Origin of the sequence: Desulfopila aestuarii DSM 18488, from assembly GCF_900143695.1 — a bacterium.
Lineage (GTDB): Bacteria > Desulfobacterota > Desulfobulbia > Desulfobulbales > Desulfocapsaceae > Desulfopila > Desulfopila aestuarii.
The window spans coordinates 67,141-88,045 of sequence record NZ_FRFE01000015.1 but is presented as its reverse complement, the minus strand read 5'-3'; the positions used below and the strand labels follow the sequence as shown (position 1 = coordinate 88,045).

Genomic DNA, 20,905 nt, shown 5'->3' with positions numbered 1-20,905 from the left:
GTCATGGTTAGTGGGTATCAGGCAGCGTTAAGGCGCTGCACCCCGGCCATCATCAGACCGATCTCTTCACGACTGGCATTGTCACGTTCGACGATGCCCATGATTTCCCCCTCGTACATGACTGCGATACGATCGGAAAGGGCCATGATCTCGTCAAGATCCTCGGAGATCACCACCGTAGCTGTGCCTCGCGTTCGTTCGTCGGCCAGTCGTTTGTGAATATATTCAGCTGCGCCGATATCCACCCCGCGTGTAGGCTGGGCGGCGATCAGGACCTTGGGGTTGCCGGAAAGTTCACGAGCTAATATGAGTTTCTGGATATTGCCCCCGGAAAGATGCTTGGTCGGGGTTTCAAGATCGGGTGTTTTCACGTTGAACTCGTCAACGAGTCGATTGCAGTGTTCCTTGATTTTTGCAAAACGGAGCATACCGCTCGGGCGGCAGAATTTGGTATCACCATGATCAAGAAGAATCAAATTTTCCTTGATATTAAAATCTCCAATGGCCCCGTCGCGCATACGCTCTTCGGGTACATAGGCAAGGCCTGCTTTCCTGGCTGACTTGGGGCAGGAGGTTCGGAGCACAGTGCCGTTGATCTGCACCTTTCCGGCACGAGGTTTTCTGAGCCCGCTGATCGCTTCGGCGAGTTCTCTTTGGCCATTGCCGGAGACGCCGGCAATGCCGACAATTTCGCCGCTTTTTACCTGCAGGCGAAGATTGCGGACCGCGTCACCACCCCTGTCTCCTGGCGCGAAAAGGCCTTCGATATCGAGCATAACCGATCCCGGCCGTACCTCGGATTTATTGGGGGCCATCTGTACTTCACGGCCAACCATCATCTGGGCCAGTTGCCGCCGATCGGTTTCCTGGGGAAACGTTTCACCGGTAATCCGACCGTGGCGGAGCACAGTGATACGATCGCTTAACTGGAGCACTTCGTGAAGCTTATGGGAAATGAAGATCATGGAACGACCGTTTGCGGCCATCTGCTGGAAGGTAACAAAGAGGTCATCGACCTCAGGCGGTGTAAGTACGGCAGTTGGTTCGTCGAGAATGAGAATGGAGGCGTCGCGGTAGAGGGCCTTGATGATCTCGACCCGTTGCCTTTCACCCACGGCAAGCTGCCAGACGTACGCGTTTGGATCAACCTGAAGCCGGTATTTTTCCGACAGTTCCTGAATACGGTGTGCCACCGTTTTCAGGTTGGTCAGGGGATGACGCTTTGAACGCAAACCGAGCGCAACATTCTCGGCTACCGTGAGCGACGGGACCAGCATGAAGTGCTGATGGATCATGCCGATACCGTGCTTGATGGCATCGGCGGGTGACTGGAGCCTGACCGGCTTGCCGTGCATCCATATTCCTCCGCTATCGGGCTGTTGGAGCCCATAGAGGATGTTCATGAGGGTGCTTTTGCCCGCGCCGTTTTCTCCGAGCAACGAGTGAACCTCACCTCGATGCAGGGTGAGTGAGATGTTATCATTGGCAATGACACCGGGAAAACGCTTGGTGATATTGCGCATTTCAAGAACGGGGGCTGTTTTCTGTTCCATTGTGATCTTCCTGTACAGCGTAGGTGCCAATCGTCATAGTGACCGGCAGCATAGTCCGGGCCGAGGAACTTGAATGTCTCGGCCCGGCGGGGTTCTCCTGCCAGTACCGGCAGGAGGTGGGGCGTGTGATACGGTGAAACGATTATTTCAAAACGGTGATCTTACCTTCTTTGATAGCGGTAATAGCATCCATGCCAATGGTCTTGACGTCGGCAGGCAGTTCATACTTGTCGTTGAATTCTATGACAAGCCCATTGTTGGCCAGGCTGATGGCGTATTTCTTGCCACCAAGAACGCCCTGATCCATATCCGCCAGGATCTGCTTTAAAATTACTTCCCATTTATAAACCTGACAGGCTACGACGATTTCCGGAGCCAGAACGGTCTGGTTGGCCTGGGTACCGAACCAGGCGGCCTTTTTGGTTTTTGCGACACCGACAGCGCCGACTACCATCTGGGCAGTACCAGTCAGTACGTCGGAACCGACGGCAAGATGAGCGCGGGCGGCTTCAGCGGCAAGGGCCACATCGCTGAATGAACCGATGTAGTTGACGTTGGTCTTGATGTCCGCTTTTTGTGCCTTTGCACCAGCCACGAAGCCGTCAACATACAGCTTGGCATCACCAACCTCGATGGGTCCGACAACTCCGATAGATCCGGATTTCGAAAGGGCTGCAGCCATCATACCCATGACGTAGCCACCCTCTTCGGAGTGAGCCTCATAGGAGGAGACGTTGGGCATTCCGAAGGTGTCGGCGGAGGTGCCCCAGGCAAATGCGGTTTTGGGGAAATCCTTGGCTATCTCTTTGAGCGATCCACCATATTGGGAACCGTGGGCGATAACCAGGTCATAGCCTTTTGCAGCGTAATCCCGGATGGCAGCGGCAGCGTCCTCGACGACGAAGGTGCCGTCGGTTATGGCAACATCAAGCTCACGCTCTGCTTTGATGGCGTTGATACCTTCAACGATGGACTGGGTGAAGGCCAGATCGTTGCTGGCACTTGGCGCAATAATGGCAACCTTCAGAACCTTGCCAGCGGCGAAAAGGTTGCCGGAACTGAGGCAGAGGGCGACAGTTGCCGCGGCGATCAGGGCTTTTTTCAGAGTGCGTACTGGATTCATGCTGTTCTCCTTTCTATTGGATTATAAACCGGTTGATACAACGACAAACGAATAGTGTTCATGGCGACGACGTGCTTATCTGCCCCGTTCATATGGTTTGCTGAGGGCAGCAGGCTGTTTGAAGCGATTGGCGACCAGTACAAGAGCGAAAATGGTGATCACAGCAGGCGCCATTGCCGCAAGGTCTGAGGCGCTGCGAGGGATTATACCGAGTGTCTTGCCTTGTAGAACAATAGCCGCCACCATACCGAAGATGAGTGAACCAGCCATAACCCCAAACGGGCGCCAGGCCCCGAAATAGACAAGCGCGATAGCGATGAATCCCATAGAGTTCGTCAGATTATGCTGAAAAATACCGAGTTCAATGGCCAGTGCAGCTCCGGCCAGTCCTGCAAGACCATTGCCGATGATGATAGCGGAATAGCGGACTTTGGTGACGCTGACCCCGAGACTGTCGACTGCGGCCGGGTTTTCACCTACTGCCCGGATATTCATGCCGTAGGTGGTGCTGTTGAGCAACAGGGTAAAGGCCGGTACCAGCAGGAACGCGACATAGACGATAAGCGAGTGGGTAAAAAGCATGGGCCCGATGATTGGAATATCGGCAAGCAACGGGATATGTATTTCGGGAAATGGCATAATCGGTAGTGGTGTACCGACCAGCTTCTGGAAAAGCAGATCGCTCATGCCCAGTCCGAACAGGTAGATACCGATGCCGCTCACACCCTGTTCGGCATGGAGGTTGACGGTGATAAACGCGTAAACAAGCCCAAATACCATGCCGAGCAGGATTCCGGCAGCAGCGCCAATGAGCGGGTTGCCGGTTTTAAGAACAACGAAATAGGCGACAAAGGCGCCCATCAGCATGACCCCATCTACACCCAGATTCAGGACGCCGCTACGCTGTCCAAGGGCTTCTCCTAACGAGGCGAGAAGAAATGGAGTCGCAAGACGGATACCGGAGGCAACGGTGGCGATGAGGATAGTGGTGGAAAAAAAATCGTTCATGACCCAACGTTCTCCTCTGTCAGTCGGCTGTCTTCTTCAATAGCTTGACGAGCGGAATGGTGTTGCTGGAGCTTGCGTCGGAAAAATTCTGAGCTGACCACAAAAACGACGATCAAGCCGTTTAAGGCGATAACGAGGGCCGATGGTACCTGTGCAGCTCGTTGCAAGGCATTGGCACCAACCAGCATACCGCCAAATAACAGGGATGATGGGATGGACCAGAGCGGATGCAAACCGGCGAAAAGGGCGACCACAATGCCGTTAAAACCGGCACTGCCGGTAAAACCGGTGGATGAACCATCGGTTACCATGCGATGAGACTCGCTGCCGAAAACGAGTATAGCGCCGGCGAGACCGGCCATGGCACCGCTCAAGGCGAGAGCGGTGATGATCGAGCGCTTGACCGGGATACCGGCGTAGCGGGCAGCTTCACGACTTAAGCCCACAGAACGGAGCTTGAAACCGAGTGCGGTTCGCCAGAGCAACACCCAGACAGCAAAGGCGGCAAGAAGAGCAATCACAAAGCCCAGGTGAACCCGTAACCCTTCAAAGAGCAGGGGAAGGTCGCTTGTTTCCGGAAGCCGTGCGGTCTGAGGTATCCGGGTGCCGCGCTCAATTTCTCCAGGATCGATAAGGACGCCGCGTAGCAGATAGTTCATAATCTGAACGGCGACAATATTCAGCATGATAGTGGAGAGTATTTCACTCACATTGAAATAGGCCTTGAGCGCTCCGGGAATGGCACCCCATACCGCACCGCCGAGAATACCCATCAGCAGTACCAGCGGGACAAGCATAAGACTATCCAGATGGGGAAAACTCAGGGCGGTTATCGTGGCCCACAAGGCTCCCATGACCATCTGACCTTCACCACCAATATTGATGACGTTGGCACGAAACGAAATGCAGATGCCGACTCCGACCAGCAAGAGTGGAATCGATTTCATGGCGGTTGCTGATAAACCTTTGAGGTTACCGAAAGCGGCGCCGAACATGGTAGCGTAACCAGACAGTGGTTCTGCACCGAGTGCCAGCAGCATGATCGCCCCTAGGGCAAGGGCAGCGATAACAGCACCAATTGGTATGAGCCAACTGGTGACTTTGCTTTTTACTTCCTGCACGGCAACCCCATGGAAATATCGTAATGCATTTTCTGTTGTGAAATCATGAGACTGTATTTGTTAATGTGGGAGGTTGTCGGTATAGATGGTCACCTGGAAATGTTTACAGGGACAATGAAAAAACAACGATTGTAAAGGATACGCTCAAATATCTCGGTCGCAGTTTTCTAAAAAAAACATCGCGACACTTTGTCTATATGACTGACAACGATGGATTTGCTGCGAAAATGTAGGAATACTTCATTTACGAAAGATGGTGAAAAGACCCCGAATAGATTTCGCACTCCAGCGCCAACTTTATACCATACTGACTATATTCTGCACAACTCCAACATGATGCTTTCTCCCTCCCTTAGAGTGTTTAATCTGCAAATAACATGTTTTTATGGATAAAATTTAAAAAGACGATCCCTTGTCTCAATAGCTCGTAACTGATGCAAAAAGCAGACAATAATACAGAGGAGGAGAAACTGACGAAATGCGGGGGGCTTATTCGGCCTGAAAAATGGCTTCCGCCACCTGCAACGCCTGCCGGGTGGCAGCGACATCGTGTACCCGGATGATATCAACCTGATGTGGAACTGCAAGAGCTGAAACGACTGCCGTGGGGAGATCTCGTTGTTCTGCTTCGAGTCCGGTTAGGTGGCCAAGAAAACTTTTGCGGGAGTGGCCGAGCAGGACCTGCAACCCGAGGGAGCGAAACCGGTCGAGATGCTTGATAATTGAGAGGTTATGGGTGATAGTCTTACCAAAGCCGATACCGGGATCGACGATGATCCGCTCACGGTTAACACCATTCTGAACCATCCAGTTGATGCGCTCTTCAAGAAAGGCCAGAATATCATCAACAACGTTACTGTAACTGGGGCGATTTTGCATATCGGCAGGGGTGCCTTGCATATGCATAATGATCACCGGCACATTGGTAGAAGCGGCCACCGCAATCATTTCCGGATCTTTTTTCAATGCACTGATGTCATTAATTATATCAGCTCCGGCAGCAAGTGCCTGGCGGGCGACTTCGGCCTTGGTGGTATCGATAGAGATGGGAATGGTGTGACGGGAACGAACAGCCTTGATCAGCGGGATAGTGCGGGCAAGTTCTTCTTCTAGTGAAACAGGTTCGGCGTAGGGGCGGGTAGATTCCCCCCCCACGTCGAGAATGTCGGCCCCGGCTCCAATGAGCGCCTCGGCTTGAAGCAGAGCATCATCAAAGGTCTGAAAATTGCCACCGTCGGAAAACGAGTCAGGGGTTACATTCAGTATCCCCATGACTCGCGTACGAATCTGCTGCATCAGTTGCCTGCTGCTCCGCCTTCAGGAATGGAGTCATCACCGGCTTTCGCTTCACTTGCCGGAGGTTCGGTCTTCTCCTTGGCAACTTCGTTGTCGTCTTCCGGTTCAAACACAGCCTCTTCTGCGATGTCGGCGGCTTGGACAGGCTTTGCTGCTTTCTTGTCCTTCTGCGGATATTTACCAGGGCGAAGTTCCTGGATCATCACGTCAATATCATCGAGGACAATAGTTTCCTTTTCAAGCAGTTCCTCCGACATCCTGGTCAGGATATCCTTGTTACTCTCGAGCAGTTCAGTAACCTTGACGACAGCGTCGTTGATGATCTTCTTGACGGCGATATCGATCTGCCGAGCAGTATCATCACTGAAATCCCGGTGCTGGGCAATTTCACGGCCAAGGAAGATCTGTTCTTCCTTTTTGCCATAGGTCAGCGGACCAAGAGCATCGCTCATTCCCCATTCGCATACCATCTTGCGGGCAAGACCAGTGGCTCGCTCAAGATCGTTACCTGCACCGGTTGTGATTTCATTGAAGATGATTTTTTCGGCAATACGCCCGCCAAAAAGAATACAGATGGTGTTCTCCAGAAAGCTCTTGGAGTGGGTGTATTTTTCATCTATGGGCAACTGCATGGTGAGCCCCAGAGCTCGTCCGCGCGGAATGATGGTTACCTTGTGGATCGGATCGGTTCCAGGCAGCAACCAGGCCACCAAGGCATGACCCGCCTCGTGGTAAGCGGTGATTTCTTTTTCTTTATCGGTAATGATCATCGAGCGACGTTCAGCGCCCATCATGATCTTGTCTTTGGCTTTTTCCAGGAGCCCGTGGTCAATTTCCTTTGCCCCTGTTCGAGCTGCCATGAGCGCTGCTTCGTTGATCAGGTTTTCGAGATCCGCACCTGAAAAACCAGGAGTGCCCCGGGCAAGAACTTCGAGATCGATGTTCGAGGCCATTTTTGTTTTACGGGCGTAGATCTCCAAAATCTTCTTGCGGCCACCCACATCCGGCACCGGCACAACGACCTGACGGTCGAAACGACCGGGACGAAGCAGTGCGGGGTCAAGGACATCAGGTCGGTTCGTGGCGGCGACAATAATGACGCCTTCATTGGACTCGAAACCGTCCATCTCAACCAGTAACTGGTTCAGGGTCTGCTCGCGTTCGTCATGGCCACCGCCCAGTCCGGCACCACGATGCCGACCAACAGCGTCGATCTCATCGATAAAGATAATGCAGGGAGCATGCTTTTTGCCTTGGGTAAAGAGGTCGCGAACACGGGAAGCACCAACACCGACAAACATCTCGACGAAATCGGAACCGGAGATAGTGAAAAATGGTACATCCGCTTCGCCAGCAATGGCTTTGGCGAGCAAGGTCTTGCCGGTGCCTGGAGGGCCTGCGAGCAGAACACCTTTTGGGATGCGGCCACCGAGCTGAGTGAACTTGTGAGGGTCTTTTAAAAAGTCAATGATCTCTTCAAGCTCTTCCTTGGCCTCGTCAATACCGGCAACGTCTTTGAAGGTAACCTTGTTCTGGCCCTGTTCCATCAACTTGGCGCGGGTCTTGCCAAACGACAGGGCGCCGCCCTTGCCTCCGCCTTGCATCTGGCGCATGAAAAAGACCCAGACACCAATCAAGAGCAACATCGGGAACCAGGAGACGAAAATCGTCATGAACCAGGAATCCTTCTGCGCTTCTTTGACAGTGATATCAACCCCTGCATTACGCAGCATAGGGATGAGATCCCGGTCAATGATGGGGTAGATGGTCTGGAAAGGTTTGCCGTCCAGGGTTGTTCCGGAAATCACATCACCGTTGATTACGACCCGGCTGATGGCTTTGCTTTCCACGCTGGCCATAAACTCGCTGTAGGTCAGTGACGAGGAAACGCCCTGCGGCTTATTAAAGAGGTTGAAGAGCAGGATCATGGTAAGCCCAATCACCAGCCACATACTGAGATTTTTGTAAAAAGTGTTCAACGAGTCCTCCAGTGGCCCCTGATGGAATTCAAAGCAATAATTGTAACACCTCGGAATTCAAACAATTTTATGCCGAAATATTATCCTCTGATATAATGCCCAATATTTTAAGGCATTATGGTTAGATGTCGAGGAGATTTTTGTTATTTTTCTTGGCAATAGTGGAGAAAAGATCTTCAAACCTTGTTGAACCCAGCTGACAGGCATCAGGTTGAACCTGCCAGCTGAGTTACAGCGATCGACGATTTTGTATCAGTATACCATTAGGTAAAGTATTGTACAGGCTGAACACCTAAATCATTTGTTTTCAAATCCTGCATCGCCTTGACCACAGCTGCAGCACCGGTGATGGTTGTGGTGTAGGGAATATGCAGATCGAGCGCTGCCCGACGAATGGTGTAGGCATCCTCTGTGGTACGCTTACCCAGCGAGGTGTTGACGATCCAGGCGATCTCTTTATCGCGCATTTTGTCGAGGATGTGCGGCCGTCCTTGAGAGATCTTGTTGACATATTCACACATAACCCCGTTTTCCTGTAGGAAGGCGGCGGTTCCGGCGGTGGCAACGATGCCAAACTGCAGTTCTTCAAGTTTTTTGGCGATGGGAAGTACCGCTTCCTTGTCGCCGTCACGAACACTGATAAACACCATGCCGGAACGAGGCAAGGTGGTACCGGCAGCAAGTTGTGCCTTGGCAATGGCAAGGCCGAGGTTGTCATCAATCCCCATGACTTCACCGGTCGATTTCATCTCCGGGCCGAGCAGGGTGTCAACATTTTCAAAGCGGTCAAAAGGGAAAACCGCTTCTTTGACAGCCCAATGGCTGATCGATACCTCGCTCGTGAAACCAAGCTGCTCAAGGGTCATACCCATCATCACTTTGGTAGCCAGTTTTGCCAGCGGTACGCCGGTGGCCTTGGACACAAAAGGAACCGTTCGCGAAGCGCGGGGGTTGACTTCAAGGATATAAAGCTGATTTTCCTTCACCGCATACTGAACGTTCATCAGGCCGACAACGCCAAGCTCCGCAGCCATAGCTCGGGTGGCGTCCTTGATTTCGGCTATCATCTCAGGAGAAAGGGTGTGTGGTGGTAACACGCAGGCTGAGTCGCCTGAGTGGATACCCGCTTCCTCGATATGTTCCATGATGCCGCCGATAATGGTGTTGGTACCATCGGAGAGGGCGTCAACATCTACTTCAATGGCGTCTTTTAAGAACTTGTCGATCAGGATCGGGTGTTCCAGGCTCGCGCCGCCAATGGCGGTCATGAAATTCTTAATGCCTTGATCGGTATAAACAATACGCATATCCCGGCCGCCCAGAACATAGGAAGGCCGCACCACTACCGGATAACCGATGCGGTTGGCTGTCTCAAGTGCTTCGTCAAGGGTGTAGACGGTGTCGTTGTCCGGTTGGCGAAGGTTCAGTTTCTGCAGGAATTGCTGAAAACGCTTGCGGTCCTCGGCTCTGTCGATAGCATCTGGCTGGGTGCCGATGATGTTCACGCCTGCTTTTGCCAGCGGTACCGCAAGATTGAGCGGAGTCTGGCCGCCGAACTGGACAATAACGCCATCCGGCTGTTCCTGGTCGATGATGTTCAGCACATCTTCGCGGGTCAGCGGCTCGAAGTACAGCTTGTCGGAGGTGTCGTAGTCGGTGGAAACCGTCTCGGGATTGGAGTTGATCATAATCGACTCAACTCCTATCTCGGCAAGGGCAAAGGCCGCATGGACGCAGCAGTAGTCGAATTCGATACCCTGGCCGATGCGGTTTGGACCGCCACCGAGAATGACAATTTTCTTGGCTTCGGTTTTCTTGGCCTCGTTCTCCATCTCGTAAGTGGAGTAGTAATACGGGGTGTATGATTCGAATTCAGCTGCGCAGGTGTCGACCAGTTTATAGACAGGGGTAACACTATTGGTCTTTCGAAGGCTTCTGATATCGTCTTCGGTGGTGCCGGTCAGAAAGGCGAGTTGCCGGTCAGAAAAACCCTGCTCTTTGCAGACTCGCAAGAATCCCTGATCGATACCCTGGAAGCCGCGAGCTATGATTTCGCCTTCGGTGTCGACGATCTGTCTGAGGTTGTTCAAGAACCATGGGTCGATCCTGGTCAATTCAAATATGCGCTCGATGCTCATCTCCCGTTTCATTGCTTCGTAGATGTGAGCAATTCGCTTGGAGTTGGGAACCCGCAGGCCGTGTTCGAGATCTTCCAGCTCAAGATGGCTGAGAATCTCTTTGCCGTCACCGCCAAAACCGGATCGTCCGGTCTCTAGTGAACGCATACCCTTCTGGAAGGCCTCCTTAAAGGTCCGGCCGATGGCCATGGTTTCGCCCACGGACTTCATGGCGGTGGTGAGCAGGTCTTCTGCCTCCGGGAATTTTTCAAAAGTCCAGCGAGGAATCTTGACTACGCAGTAATCGATAGACGGCTCAAAAGAGGCGTATGTCTCACGGGTGATATCGTTTTTGATCTCGTCAAGGGTGTAGCCGATGGCAAGTTTTGCGGCAATCTTGGCAATAGGGAAGCCGGTTGCTTTTGAGGCCAGCGCAGAGCTTCTGGATACGCGCGGGTTCATCTCGATTACTACCAGTTCACCATCTTCAGGATTTACAGCAAACTGGACGTTGGAGCCACCAGTTTCAACGCCGATTTCCCGGATGATGGCAATAGCAGCGTCACGCATCTCCTGGTATTCCCGGTCGGTGAGGGTCTGAGCTGGGGCAACAGTTATGGAGTCGCCGGTATGCACGCCCATGGCATCCATGTTCTCGATGGAACAAATGATAACGACGTTGTCCTTACAGTCGCGCATCACTTCCAGTTCGTATTCTTTCCAGCCCAGGAGGCTCTTTTCGAGCATGATCTCGGTGGTCATGGAGAGGTCGAGACCGGCCGTGCACATCGTCTCGAGTTCCTGCTTGTTATAGGCAACACCGCCACCGGTACCTCCAAGGGTAAAGCTTGGCCGGACAATGACAGGGAATCCGATGTCGTCCGCTGCTGCCATGGCATCCTCCAGGGTGTGGACAATGGCAGATTCGGGAACGTTCAGGTTAATCGCTTTCATGGCAGCGCGGAATTCCTCGCGACCTTCGGCCTTCTTGATGACATCAATCTTGGCGGCCAACAGCTCAACACCATATTTTTCCAACGCACCGGTGGCTGCAACCTTAATTGCAGTATTGAGCGCAGTCTGGCCACCTAAGGTGGGCAAAAGAGCATCAGGGCGTTCTTTTTCGATGACCTTGATAACCATCTCCGGAGTGATTGGCTCGATGTAGGTGGCATCGGCCAGCTCAGGGTCAGTCATGATGGTGGCGGGGTTGGAATTGATGAGGACGACCTCGTAGCCTTCCTCTTTGAGCGCTTTTACCGCTTGAGCGCCGGAGTAGTCGAATTCGCAGGCCTGGCTGATGATGATGGGGCCGGAACCAATGATGAGGATTTTCCGTATGTCTGTTCTTTTCGGCATGATCTCTAGTATCCGTAAGCTGTGTTTGTGAAGTGTGTTGCTGTTCTCGGTTCGGCCAGGCGTCAGCTGTGGGCGCGCATCATTTCGATAAACCGGTCAAAGAGATAGAGGGCGTCGTGCGGGCCCGGCGCATGCTCGGGATGGTATTGCACGGAAAAGGCCGGAAATTTCTTATGTCGCATGCCCTCACAACTATTGTCGTTGAGATTGATATGCGTAAGTTCTACTTCGTCAGCGGAGAGGGAGTTCATGTCGACGCAGAATCCATGATTCTGAGAAGTGATTTCCACATGACCGGTGGTAAGGTCCTTAACTGGCTGATTACCGCCTCGATGACCAAATTTCAGTTTGTAGGTAGAGCCGCCGTAGGCAAGGCCCAGCATCTGGTGGCCGAGGCAGATACCGAAGATCGGCTTTTTACCAAGCAGGGTACGGATGGTCTCGACTACACCTTCAACGCCCGCCGGGTCTCCGGGGCCATTGGAGAGAAAGATGCCGTCTGGGTTCATGGCCAAGACTGTGGCGGCGTCGGTGGTCGCGGGCACAACCTGGACCTGACAGCCGCGCTCAACGAGCAGTCGGGGCTGGTTGTATTTGAGGCCGAAGTCAAAGGCTACCACCTTCAGGGGTGTGTCGGCATCGCAGCGAGCGGTTGCGAAGTTGGTGCCGGGTACCGGTTTATTGTCGGCCCAGCCGTAAGGTTCTGTACAGGTTACCCGTTTGACCATGTCCTGACCTACCAGGCCGGACCAGCTTTTAGCCCGTTCAACAAGCGATGCAGGGTCAAGATCTTCGGTGGAAACGATACATTTCATGGCGCCGACGGTGCGGATATGGCGCACTAACGCGCGGGTGTCAAAACCGTGGACACCAATGACACCATGGTCAATGAGGAAGTCGGCAAGTGTTTGGGTAGAACGGAAATTCGATGGGATTGGGTTGTATTCCTTGACGAGGAAGGCCATCGGGTGAATGCGGGCGGACTCCATGTCTTCCGGATTGACGCCGTAATTGCCGATAAGCGGATAGGTCATGGTGACCAGCTGGCCGGTATAGGACGGATCTGTCAGAACCTCCTGGTACCCGCTCATGGAAGTGTTGAAGACAATCTCGCCGACGGCTTCACCGGCGCCGGTAAATGACCGTCCTTCATAGATGGTCCCGTCTTCCAGGGCTATCAGTGTTTTCATGCTGTTCTATCCTTTTTTTCTGTACCTGTGGCAGGGTGTGGAACATTTTGGCATCTGCTGGGGAGCGAAGATGTGCTTGGGAATACTGGCGTGTTATGCTGCGGATCTGGCACTGTGCATGCGTGGGGAGACATGGCGGTGCGGGAACCTGGCGGCATGGAGGCCATACGCGCAGGACCCAGAGAAACTACAGGGTGCGCAGAAAAACTGTAATATATAACCTGTATCAACCGTTTTCGTCAATAGAAAATGGGCGAATAACGACTTGAAGTGGTGGGTAAGACAATGGACCAACGGGTTTTTTTAAAGAAGATGGTCCAGCTGACGCGATTTTATTATAACTTTGACAGCGGGAGCTGTTGGTGCCAAATGCCTGCCATCAGATTGTCACGTAGAAAACTGCTTTGCAAACAAAAGGCCGGAGTCCCTAGTGGAACTCCGGCCTTTCATCTAAAAATGGAAAGAACAGATTATTCGCCAAAAGAGCGGGCGAAAAGCTGATCGATGGCCTCGCGACCAGCATCGTTCAAATAGCGGGTACCCGAACCGACGAAGGTATTGTACTCGATTTTGGGGGTGTCCTCCTGCCAGCTGCTGTTTTTCCAGGTGAACCATTGCTTGTTCGGCTGGTCGAAGACATGGAGCGGCCGATTGAACATCTTAGCCAGTTCAACCGCCCAGCCGGTGCCGCCTTTAACTGAACCGTCCTCCTGGATGGTGCCTACAACAAATACCTGATGACCGCTGTTGACCATATGGAAAATGGTCTGCAGAACTTTTCTGATCTTCTCGGTTTCGTAATAAGTACGGTTCAGCATCCGGGAGGCAAGCTCCATGCTGATGTCGCCACGGACGAGTTCTTCGGCGCCAAGAATTTTCACGTTCTTATCACGGGACAGCTTATGTCCTTCAAAGGAATAGATTACTTCATTGACGCCATGTTTCTCGGCCGCCTCGCCGAAGGTCTCTTCCGCACCTTTCAGGCCACTGCTATACAGCGTGCATTTGTCTTTGATCATTGCATGACTCCTTGTGTCAGCTGGATTGTCGTTTTTTGAAGCTATTGTATAACCAACGGCATAACCTGGTACTGTTCGGTGTTTTCTTTGTTGGTTCCGCCTGTTGTGGGGCCTCTATGAGCCCATCAGGATAAAATATAGTTAAACAGGCCCCATCATATACATGCTGGCGACCAAAGGCAACATCCCACACACTTTTCTTTGGGTTAGCCATGATTTTTTTACAGTCATCCCTTCTTGCAACCTTTTAAAAACACCCGTAAAGGAGCTGGATAGCCTTCGACGGTGAGTTCGGGGTTGTCGGGATTGATGAAATCTTCATAGGACTCAAAGACCATCCATTCGGTTTTCCGCTGTTCCATGGACGACATTGGATGAGCGCAGAACAGTTCGATGTCGACAAAACCTGCCTTCTGCATCCAGTTCGCAAGGCAGCTGCCGGTGGGGACGAAATAGGTGCCGGGAACTTTGGCGTAGGTGGTGTCGGGAAAGAGGGCATACGGCTCGTGCCCTGGGATTGCCTGGGATTCAAGAATCAGGGTGCCGCCTGGTTGCAGGGCAGAGACAATATCTCGCAGGGTATCGATGGGAGAAGGGCGATGATATATGATGCCCATTAAAAAAATGACATCGAAACAGTTCGGGAAATGGGACAGATGCTCCACACCTAGGAGGTCGATGGCGAGATTGTCGAGACCGGCCATCTTGTTGAGACTATTGAAGCAGTAAAAGTGCTGAACCGAGGGCTCGAACCCTAGAACATATTTCGGCTGCTGGTGGGCCATGCGGAACATGTAATAGCCGTTGTTGCAACCGATATCGGCAACAACCTTGCCGCGCAGATCAGGTAGCTTGGCGGCTAGTCGGGCCCATTTGCGTTCACTGCGCCATTCCGCATCGATGTCGACCCCGAAGACGGAAAACGGGCCCTTTCGCCAGGGCATAAAAGACTGCAACAGCTTCATGATTTCCTGGCGTTCTTCATCGCTTACCTCATCGGGATTGCCGATGGTGACAGTGTCCCCGCTTACGTCAAGATGACGGGCGGAGTAGCGGGAAAGGGCCTGGTACGGTTCACGATAGCGCAGAAATCCTTTTTTCTCCTGATTAACCCAGAGCTGACGTTCCTGATGGATGGCGCTGATGTCGTGGTGATGCGCAGAAGAGGGGAGTATATCAAGATAATGCATGGTAGTTGGGATGATCTGTTTCGAGGGTAGTTTGCTTTGCTGTAGCGGGTATGGAAATTACGAGGCTTTTACAGCGATAAGTGAGGTGAAGTTGAACCACTGGAAGTAGGTTTCAACCGTGGTGAAACCGATCTGCTTGAGCATGGAGCGGTTTTCCTCAATGGAAAACGGGATCAGCACATTTTCCAGGGCTTCACGTTTTTTAGCGATCTCCAGCTCGGAGTAGCCTCTGGCTTTTTTGAACTGGTGATAGATATCGATAAACTCCCGATTCAGTCGCTGGTCGTGGGAGATAATTTTCTCACTGAGCAGCAGAATGCCGCCGGGGCGCAGGGAACTGTGCAGATTGCGTAAGAATGCTTCCCTTCTGAGGGGACGGATAAACTGCAGAGTGTAATTGAGAATGAATGCCCCCGCATCTGGATGGTGCATATCGGTGATATCTTCCTCGATGAAGCGGATGGATTCCTGTTTGCGATACAGTTCCGCTTTTAATTGCGCCTTTTCCAGCATGGGTCCCGAGCTGTCAATACCAACAAAATGCAAGCCCTTATCTTCCAGCAGCCGGCAAAATTCCAGCAGGGTGGTACCGGTGGAGCAGCCCAGATCGTACACCGTGTCACCGCTGTGCAGGTAACTGTCAAGCAAACGGGCTGAGCTGCTGATGACCTCGCGGTAGAAGGGGACCGACCGGTCGAGCATGTCGTCGAAAACCTCGACCACCCGCTCGTTGAAAACAAAATCCTCCTGGACTGTATCAACGGAAAAGAGTGTGTCGCGTAACGGTCGGACCATTTCTTGTTTTACTTCTGATACCATTTTCCATCCGCTGCTTGAAACCAGTGGCCGCTTTTACCATTGTCGGCAAGCATCTTTGCCCTACGCTGACCTACCAGCTGCGGGGAAACACCTTCTTTCTTGGCAATGGCCGCATATACCGCCTGACGATCGTTGTTTTCGTCCTGAATAAGGGCTTGTGAGGGTTTCTGGCCAGTGCGGAACTCCAGGAGGCCTGCGTTATTTTCACCGACCAGGCCCTGGTCTTTCAAAGCATTGATGGCCGGAATCCGTTCGGCCATTCGGTCCTTAATGGATGCGGCCTGAAGAATGCTTGTCGTGAAAAAGAGAGAGAAAACTACAACAAGAAGGGGCAGGACTTTATATCTGTTCATCATAAGATACCTCCAAAATGTTCGTGATTACTGTATTTGGTCAAGATCGGAGAAGAAGTCGTCCAGGGCCCGGTCCACTTTGACGTTGACATCGATGGTGATGTGGATCGGCTTGATTTCCACGGGTTTGATCTCCACCTCGTGCCGGGTGCAGGACGTCGTCAGTAACAGGCTGACGGCGAGAATACCGCCAAAGAAGGCGGCGTACCATTTTTTCATAACATTTTCTCCATATCTGCTATCGGTAGGTGTTTACGGCTTCATCATCTTCTGAAAACTTTGACCGTACTTGAACATTTGGGCAAATGGCAGATGAAAGTTGACATCCAGTCGAATGGGATGCTGAATGCCGGCCCCAGTGGTGGTATGGACAAGCTGCCCGCTGCTATAGCCAAAGGGCAGGGGAGTGGTCGGTTTGCCATCGATCTGCATGCTGATCTGCAGGTCGTCGCCTTTACTGTTGAAGGTGAGTTTTGTCCAGTTGTACGAAAAGTTTTCCATGGCCTGCATCGAATATTCAAGGTGCGCGGCCTGGCCTGTGTCCGGAAGGCCCTGGCGTAACATTGCCGTATTATTGAATCGCACTATACCACCATTGCCAGGGGTGGAAAATAGAAAACCATCGTCAAAAACCAACTCATGGCCGTTGAATAGAAGCGGAAGTCTGCCGTTCAGTGACCCGTCTCCTTCAGCATCGGTGATACCCAGCTGGCCGAGCAGTTCGGTGAACTGCAACCGGTCGCAGTAAAGGGTGGTGGCGAGTTCCGGGTTGGCAAGCGAGATGCGCAGGCTGCCGCTTTCCACCTTGCCACCACACCAGGTCAAACGGCTCTGTTCAATAAAAAGTGTTTCGGTGTTCTCAATACGAAATGTTATACGACCGTCAGTGAATTTAAGGTTGCCGATATCCATGGTGGCAACCTTCAGTTGTTGACTGGGGCCGCTCATAATGTATGGGAGCATGGGCAGAGTGAGGTCGGCTGTAATGCCTTCAAGGTGTATTTTCTGCTCCTTCATGTCGAGCTTACCTTTTTGGAGAGAAAGTGTGGTGTTCCCGTGTACACCACCTGGCCCGTATGCCAGGGTACCTTTGCCTTCCAGTCGGCCGGAAAATGTTAAACCTTTGGGCAACGAGATAAATCTTGGTATTGAGCCATTGCTCACGATGGTTGCCGGCACTGTGTAAGAAAGAGAGAGAGGTTCTTTGGTGGTGCTGGATCCGGTGAATTTTACTCGTAGTGAACCGGAACGGCGGCTTTGTATTTCACCAGCAAAGCCGATGCCCTCTGGAGTGACGGAAAATGTTGTGGCAAGGTTGGCAATGTTCTCTTTCTTATAATTAATCCCGGCAATGGCCAGATGGCCCATCGGGCTCTCACCGGCAATAGGTGCTCCGAGGGCGTAATGCATTTTGCCCTCTATTTTCTCTAGGAAAAGGTTTTGGTCTGGCATTTGGACGGAGCCTAACTGCAGTTCGGTGGTGATGTCGGTTATTCCATTTGTAACGTTGAGTAGGGTCTGCAGCTGATAGGGTCCGATCTTCACAAGCTGACCGTTAGCCTGCAGTTGTTGATTAACCCCGGCTAGTGTGAGTTCGAGCTGAGTCTGTTGTGAGCTGAGTTCTCCTGTAAATGTGAGACCGGTCGGCTGGTGGAGTTGGGCACTTTCAATGGTTCCAGAACCCTGAAGCTGGCCGGAATCAGAATTGAAGGTGCCAGAAAGTGCTGCCTGTACCATGGAGGGGGTATTCAAGACAAGGTTGGCAAGGGTGAAATCGATGTCTTTGCCGGTACTCGCCAAGCTGAGAGAAAGAGGAGTTTCCTGGTTGCTGGTGATGGTGTAACTTTTATTTGCAAGAGACAGTTCTGGAAAATAGAGTCGAGCCTGTAGCTGCTTGAGGTTTGCGATCGAGCTGTCCAGCAGTAAATCGGCCTCAACAGCTAAGGTTCCTTTGAGCTTTGTCTCTTCCGGTAGTGGCAGAATTTCAGTAATTCCGGATAATTCGCCGATCTTTCCGACCAGGGTTATATGTGGGCCTGAATCGGTCAGGTTGCTCACCAGTTGAATGGAGGTAGAAACTGCACCTTCGGTGTGAATCTCCGTCTGAATACCCTTCAAAATGAAACCACCGGTCTCCTCTTTATTCACCTCAGGCCGGATTTCCCCCTGCACGACAAGTGGTAGGAGGCTCTTCGGGCCATGCTCAAAGAGTATCTGGGTGTCGCGAAAAAGGATGCGCTCCACTATGACGGGAAGCGGAGATAGGGTGAAGGAGGTCGCTGTAGACTCTTCATTCTTCGCGGGTAGAGCAAAACCTTTCAGCCCAAGTTTGCCGTTGGTGGAGATCAAATGTATGGTGACACCACGCAGGGTAATTGCTTCTACCCTGCCTTCCAGCAGGCTTTGGAGTGAATAGTCGGCGCGGAAGCCCCCGGCGATAGCGGGCTGCTGTTTATCATCCCCCAGGATGATGTTGCCCTGGAGTTGCCATGGGGTCAGCTGGGTTATCTCTATTTGTGCACCATCAAGATCAGTTTTTGCCAGAAGTGATGGGAGAAAATTATTGATAAGGGCTGGCGCAAAACAAAACAGCAGTACCAGCGCCAGGGTGAAAAGGGTGATTAGTTGCGTGAAGAGACGAAAAAAATGTTTCATGGTGAAATGATAATCTCGCAAAAAAGTCCCTGGAACAGCAGGATGCTTACCGTAAGTCAGGAAGTTCTGGGGTAAATGCGTGCAGAGGCACCGCTTGTTTTTTATCCGTGCGGGCAGTGTTCGAAAGCTGATAAGATGAGGGTTGAAAAGAAGGCCAAATGATGGGGGATAAGGCCCATGTCCAGCGGAAAATCGCGGAGTTCCTCTTTTCGTCGCAACCCTGTGTTGTACAGTTTACTCTTGCCATGCGCGCATTATATCAGTATAAACCCTATGCTTTATTCATGCATACAGAAAACTCTGCATTGATTACCCCGCTGGAGAAGACGGCAGGTGACCGGGAGGCGTCTTCGTGAGTCAAAGCAGGTAGGATATCGGCCGAAGAGCCGACAGGTCGTGTGTTTTTCTTCCGGTAAAGACAAAACAGGTTGCAATTATGTCCAGTAAAATAGATTTTGATGAAATTTTAGGTAAATACAAAAGCGATCCATATAATTATGTGGATGTGCTTGCGGTGCATACCGGAAGGGTGGAGTTCAAGGTTGTCGATGGAGATGATGTACAGGCCCCATCCGGGGAGTGGCAACAGATTCCGGGAACGCGGCTCTACGAGATCAACCGGGAGCGTAATCCCAAGCTGATTTCTGCCCAGATCAATGGGACCGTCATGGATATCCGTACTGAGCTTGACGGCCAGTTCGTTGAGGCGGGGGAGAAGCTGATGACCATTCGTCATCCGCTCAAGAAAAAAGAGATCATTGAGGCTATCCTGAAAGAAGTGCTGTATCTCTTTCCGGCTCCTGAGACCGCAAAATATTTCTTTGCCCTCGATATCCAGTCAAGGATTGAGAAAAAAGGCGCAAGAGAAATCACTATCGATAACGGCGATGAGATTTTGACCATGTCGCTCATGAAGCGTGATACCCCTGTCTATTATAAAGGCGAACGTGGGGTTATCCATTCGGTCTATTTCAAGCCAGGCGTTTCCGTACCGCAGGGTGAGCCGCTTATTGGGGTATGTGCCCCGGACAAGCTGCCGCTCATCCAGAAAATCATCACCAGAGTGAAAGCTGACTGGGATGCCGAATAAGGTTTCTACAAGGGGCCTTACACAGGCCCCCTATTGTATTCCCGCTGTTTTCGCACGCGTCCATGACACAGAATTGCCCTACCCGAACACTTCTCGCTGAAACTCTGCAACAGGAGCTGCCTCTTCGGCAGGCGACCCATCCTCATCTTGATTGTGAGGTCACTTTCCGCTATGGCGGTTTTGTCGGTTCCGTGATCGAATGCCATGCAGAGTTGCCCAGGGCTATGGATCATGCCAGAAGCCATATCGCCCGGATAGAGGGGGAGTCGGGCTCCGTCCCTAACGGCATGGTTATTTTGGCTGACACTATGAGCCGGAGCAAAGGGCGCTTTACCAGAAGCTGGCATGCGCCGGCAGGAGGTGTCTGGGGTTGTCTGGTTCACGCCAATACTCTGCTCGATTTGTCGAAACGGTTTGTACCCTTGGCGGTGGGCGTGGCCTGCTGCGAGGCTGTTCATGCGGTAGGGGGAGATAAGGCTACGTTGCGCTGGGTAAACGATGTCCTGTTCGGCGAAAAAAAGGTCGCTGGTTTTTTGGTGGAAGGCTTTTCCGGGCCACGCTACAGCGACGAATATCACATGGTGGGTTTTGGCATTAATGTCAACAACCGTACCTTTCCTGAGGAGCTGAGCGGCTCCGCCACCTCACTTGTACACGAGTTGGGGCGGGAGTTCGACCTGACCCGATTCACGACCCTCTTTCTTGCAAAGCTCGCCTGGAACTTCGGACTGCTCTACTATGAAGAAGCCACATATCTTGAAAACGGCAGCTACTCTGGCCAGGATGGTATGCATCAGTTACTGGCCAACTGGCGGAACCTCTCTGATACTATAGGTCAGCGGGTTGTGTTCGGCTTTGATGTGATGACCAGTCCCCAATATGAGGCAACCGTAATCGGTGTCGATCCGGACGGTGGCTTGAGATTGCGGTTTGATGATGGTGCCGTGGTCGTGGAGCACAGCGGCGAAATCCGTTATCGTTGATGGGATTTCCTGTGAAGTCTGCGCTAATCTGAAGGATCTATACGTATGGA

General features: G+C 52.2%; 16 protein-coding genes. 2 read left to right on the top strand and 14 right to left on the bottom strand.

Going from position 1 to position 20,905, the window contains the following annotated elements; genetic code table 11:
* Positions 1-17: 17 nt before the first annotated feature.
* The 14 genes from BUF15_RS15105 to BUF15_RS15035 form a co-directional block, all read right to left on the bottom strand.
* Positions 18-1,553, bottom strand: a complete 1,536-nt coding sequence (locus BUF15_RS15105) for an ABC transporter ATP-binding protein (RefSeq protein WP_073614482.1) — start codon at positions 1,551-1,553, stop codon at positions 18-20.
* A gap of 142 nt (positions 1,554-1,695) precedes the next feature.
* Positions 1,696-2,676, bottom strand: coding sequence for a BMP family ABC transporter substrate-binding protein (locus tag BUF15_RS15100; RefSeq protein WP_073614480.1), 981 nt, complete (start codon positions 2,674-2,676; stop codon positions 1,696-1,698).
* A gap of 75 nt (positions 2,677-2,751) precedes the next feature.
* Positions 2,752-3,684 carry an ABC transporter permease gene (locus tag BUF15_RS15095; protein ID WP_073614478.1) on the bottom strand — a complete coding sequence of 311 codons (933 nt, stop codon included), beginning with the start codon at positions 3,682-3,684 and terminating at the stop codon, positions 2,752-2,754.
* Positions 3,681-4,805 (bottom strand): ABC transporter permease, encoded by a 1,125-nt coding sequence (locus BUF15_RS15090; RefSeq protein ID WP_073614476.1) that lies wholly within the window; start codon positions 4,803-4,805, stop codon positions 3,681-3,683. Before BUF15_RS15090 ends, BUF15_RS15095 begins: the two co-directional genes overlap by 4 nt.
* 489 nt (positions 4,806-5,294) lie before the next feature.
* Positions 5,295-6,101: a dihydropteroate synthase gene (folP, locus tag BUF15_RS15085; protein ID WP_073614473.1), complete on the bottom strand. Its 807-nt coding sequence runs from the start codon at positions 6,099-6,101 to the stop codon at positions 5,295-5,297.
* Positions 6,101-8,080 (bottom strand): ATP-dependent zinc metalloprotease FtsH, encoded by a 1,980-nt coding sequence (gene ftsH / locus BUF15_RS15080; RefSeq protein WP_073614471.1) that lies wholly within the window; start codon positions 8,078-8,080, stop codon positions 6,101-6,103. The genes folP and ftsH overlap by 1 nt, the downstream gene beginning before the upstream one ends.
* 263 nt (positions 8,081-8,343) lie before the next feature.
* Positions 8,344-11,556, bottom strand: coding sequence for a carbamoyl-phosphate synthase large subunit (gene carB, locus BUF15_RS15075; RefSeq protein WP_073614469.1), 3,213 nt, complete (start codon positions 11,554-11,556; stop codon positions 8,344-8,346).
* Between the two features lie 62 nt (positions 11,557-11,618).
* Positions 11,619-12,746: a glutamine-hydrolyzing carbamoyl-phosphate synthase small subunit gene (gene carA, locus BUF15_RS15070; RefSeq protein WP_073614467.1), complete on the bottom strand. Its 1,128-nt coding sequence runs from the start codon at positions 12,744-12,746 to the stop codon at positions 11,619-11,621.
* 470 nt (positions 12,747-13,216) lie between these two features.
* On the bottom strand, positions 13,217-13,765 hold the full coding sequence (locus tag BUF15_RS15060) for a hypothetical protein (RefSeq protein WP_073614463.1): 549 nt from the start codon (positions 13,763-13,765) through the stop codon (positions 13,217-13,219).
* 227 nt (positions 13,766-13,992) lie between these two features.
* Complete coding sequence (cmoB, locus tag BUF15_RS15055) at positions 13,993-14,955, bottom strand: tRNA 5-methoxyuridine(34)/uridine 5-oxyacetic acid(34) synthase CmoB (protein WP_073614461.1); 963 nt, start codon at positions 14,953-14,955, stop codon at positions 13,993-13,995.
* A 57-nt stretch (positions 14,956-15,012) separates the two neighbouring features.
* On the bottom strand, positions 15,013-15,774 hold the full coding sequence (gene cmoA, locus BUF15_RS15050; protein ID WP_234981185.1) for a carboxy-S-adenosyl-L-methionine synthase CmoA: 762 nt from the start codon (positions 15,772-15,774) through the stop codon (positions 15,013-15,015).
* Positions 15,759-16,130: a YdbL family probable chaperone protein gene (locus BUF15_RS15045; RefSeq protein WP_073614460.1), complete on the bottom strand. Its 372-nt coding sequence runs from the start codon at positions 16,128-16,130 to the stop codon at positions 15,759-15,761. Before BUF15_RS15045 ends, cmoA begins: the two co-directional genes overlap by 16 nt.
* Before the next feature lie 24 nt (positions 16,131-16,154).
* Positions 16,155-16,346, bottom strand: a complete 192-nt coding sequence (locus tag BUF15_RS15040; RefSeq protein ID WP_073614459.1) for a YnbE family lipoprotein — start codon at positions 16,344-16,346, stop codon at positions 16,155-16,157.
* Between the two features lie 33 nt (positions 16,347-16,379).
* Complete coding sequence (locus BUF15_RS15035) at positions 16,380-18,782, bottom strand: intermembrane phospholipid transport YdbH family protein (protein WP_073614458.1); 2,403 nt, start codon at positions 18,780-18,782, stop codon at positions 16,380-16,382.
* Positions 18,783-19,218: 436 nt separating this feature from the next.
* Between BUF15_RS15035 and BUF15_RS15025 the strand changes: the two genes are divergently transcribed.
* Both BUF15_RS15025 and BUF15_RS15020 read left to right on the top strand, forming a co-directional pair.
* Positions 19,219-19,872 (top strand): hypothetical protein, encoded by a 654-nt coding sequence (locus BUF15_RS15025; RefSeq protein WP_073614456.1) that lies wholly within the window; start codon positions 19,219-19,221, stop codon positions 19,870-19,872.
* 62 nt (positions 19,873-19,934) lie between these two features.
* Entirely contained in the window at positions 19,935-20,855 is a 921-nt protein-coding gene (locus BUF15_RS15020; protein ID WP_073614455.1) for a biotin--[acetyl-CoA-carboxylase] ligase, read from the top strand.
* Positions 20,856-20,905: the final 50 nt, after the last annotated feature.

What these genes read in the sequence shown, in the direction of transcription:
- BUF15_RS15105 (WP_073614482.1), bottom strand. Translation starts at nt 1,553, where the DNA reads ATGGAACAGAAAACAGCCCCCGTTCTTGAAATGCGCAATATCACCAAG.
- BUF15_RS15100 (WP_073614480.1), bottom strand. Translation starts at nt 2,676, where the DNA reads ATGAATCCAGTACGCACTCTGAAAAAAGCCCTGATCGCCGCGGCAACT.
- BUF15_RS15095 (WP_073614478.1), bottom strand. Translation starts at nt 3,684, where the DNA reads ATGAACGATTTTTTTTCCACCACTATCCTCATCGCCACCGTTGCCTCC.
- folP (WP_073614473.1), bottom strand. Translation starts at nt 6,101, where the DNA reads ATGCAGCAGATTCGTACGCGAGTCATGGGGATACTGAATGTAACCCCT.
- carB (WP_073614469.1), bottom strand. Translation starts at nt 11,556, where the DNA reads ATGCCGAAAAGAACAGACATACGGAAAATCCTCATCATTGGTTCCGGC.
- carA (WP_073614467.1), bottom strand. Translation starts at nt 12,746, where the DNA reads ATGAAAACACTGATAGCCCTGGAAGACGGGACCATCTATGAAGGACGG.
- BUF15_RS15060 (WP_073614463.1), bottom strand. Translation starts at nt 13,765, where the DNA reads ATGATCAAAGACAAATGCACGCTGTATAGCAGTGGCCTGAAAGGTGCG.
- cmoB (WP_073614461.1), bottom strand. Translation starts at nt 14,955, where the DNA reads ATGCATTATCTTGATATACTCCCCTCTTCTGCGCATCACCACGACATC.
- cmoA (WP_234981185.1), bottom strand. Translation starts at nt 15,774, where the DNA reads ATGGTATCAGAAGTAAAACAAGAAATGGTCCGACCGTTACGCGACACA.
- BUF15_RS15045 (WP_073614460.1), bottom strand. Translation starts at nt 16,130, where the DNA reads ATGATGAACAGATATAAAGTCCTGCCCCTTCTTGTTGTAGTTTTCTCT.
- BUF15_RS15040 (WP_073614459.1), bottom strand. Translation starts at nt 16,346, where the DNA reads ATGAAAAAATGGTACGCCGCCTTCTTTGGCGGTATTCTCGCCGTCAGC.
- BUF15_RS15035 (WP_073614458.1), bottom strand. Translation starts at nt 18,782, where the DNA reads ATGAAACATTTTTTTCGTCTCTTCACGCAACTAATCACCCTTTTCACC.
- BUF15_RS15025 (WP_073614456.1), top strand. Translation starts at nt 19,219, where the DNA reads ATGTCCAGTAAAATAGATTTTGATGAAATTTTAGGTAAATACAAAAGC.
- BUF15_RS15020 (WP_073614455.1), top strand. Translation starts at nt 19,935, where the DNA reads ATGACACAGAATTGCCCTACCCGAACACTTCTCGCTGAAACTCTGCAA.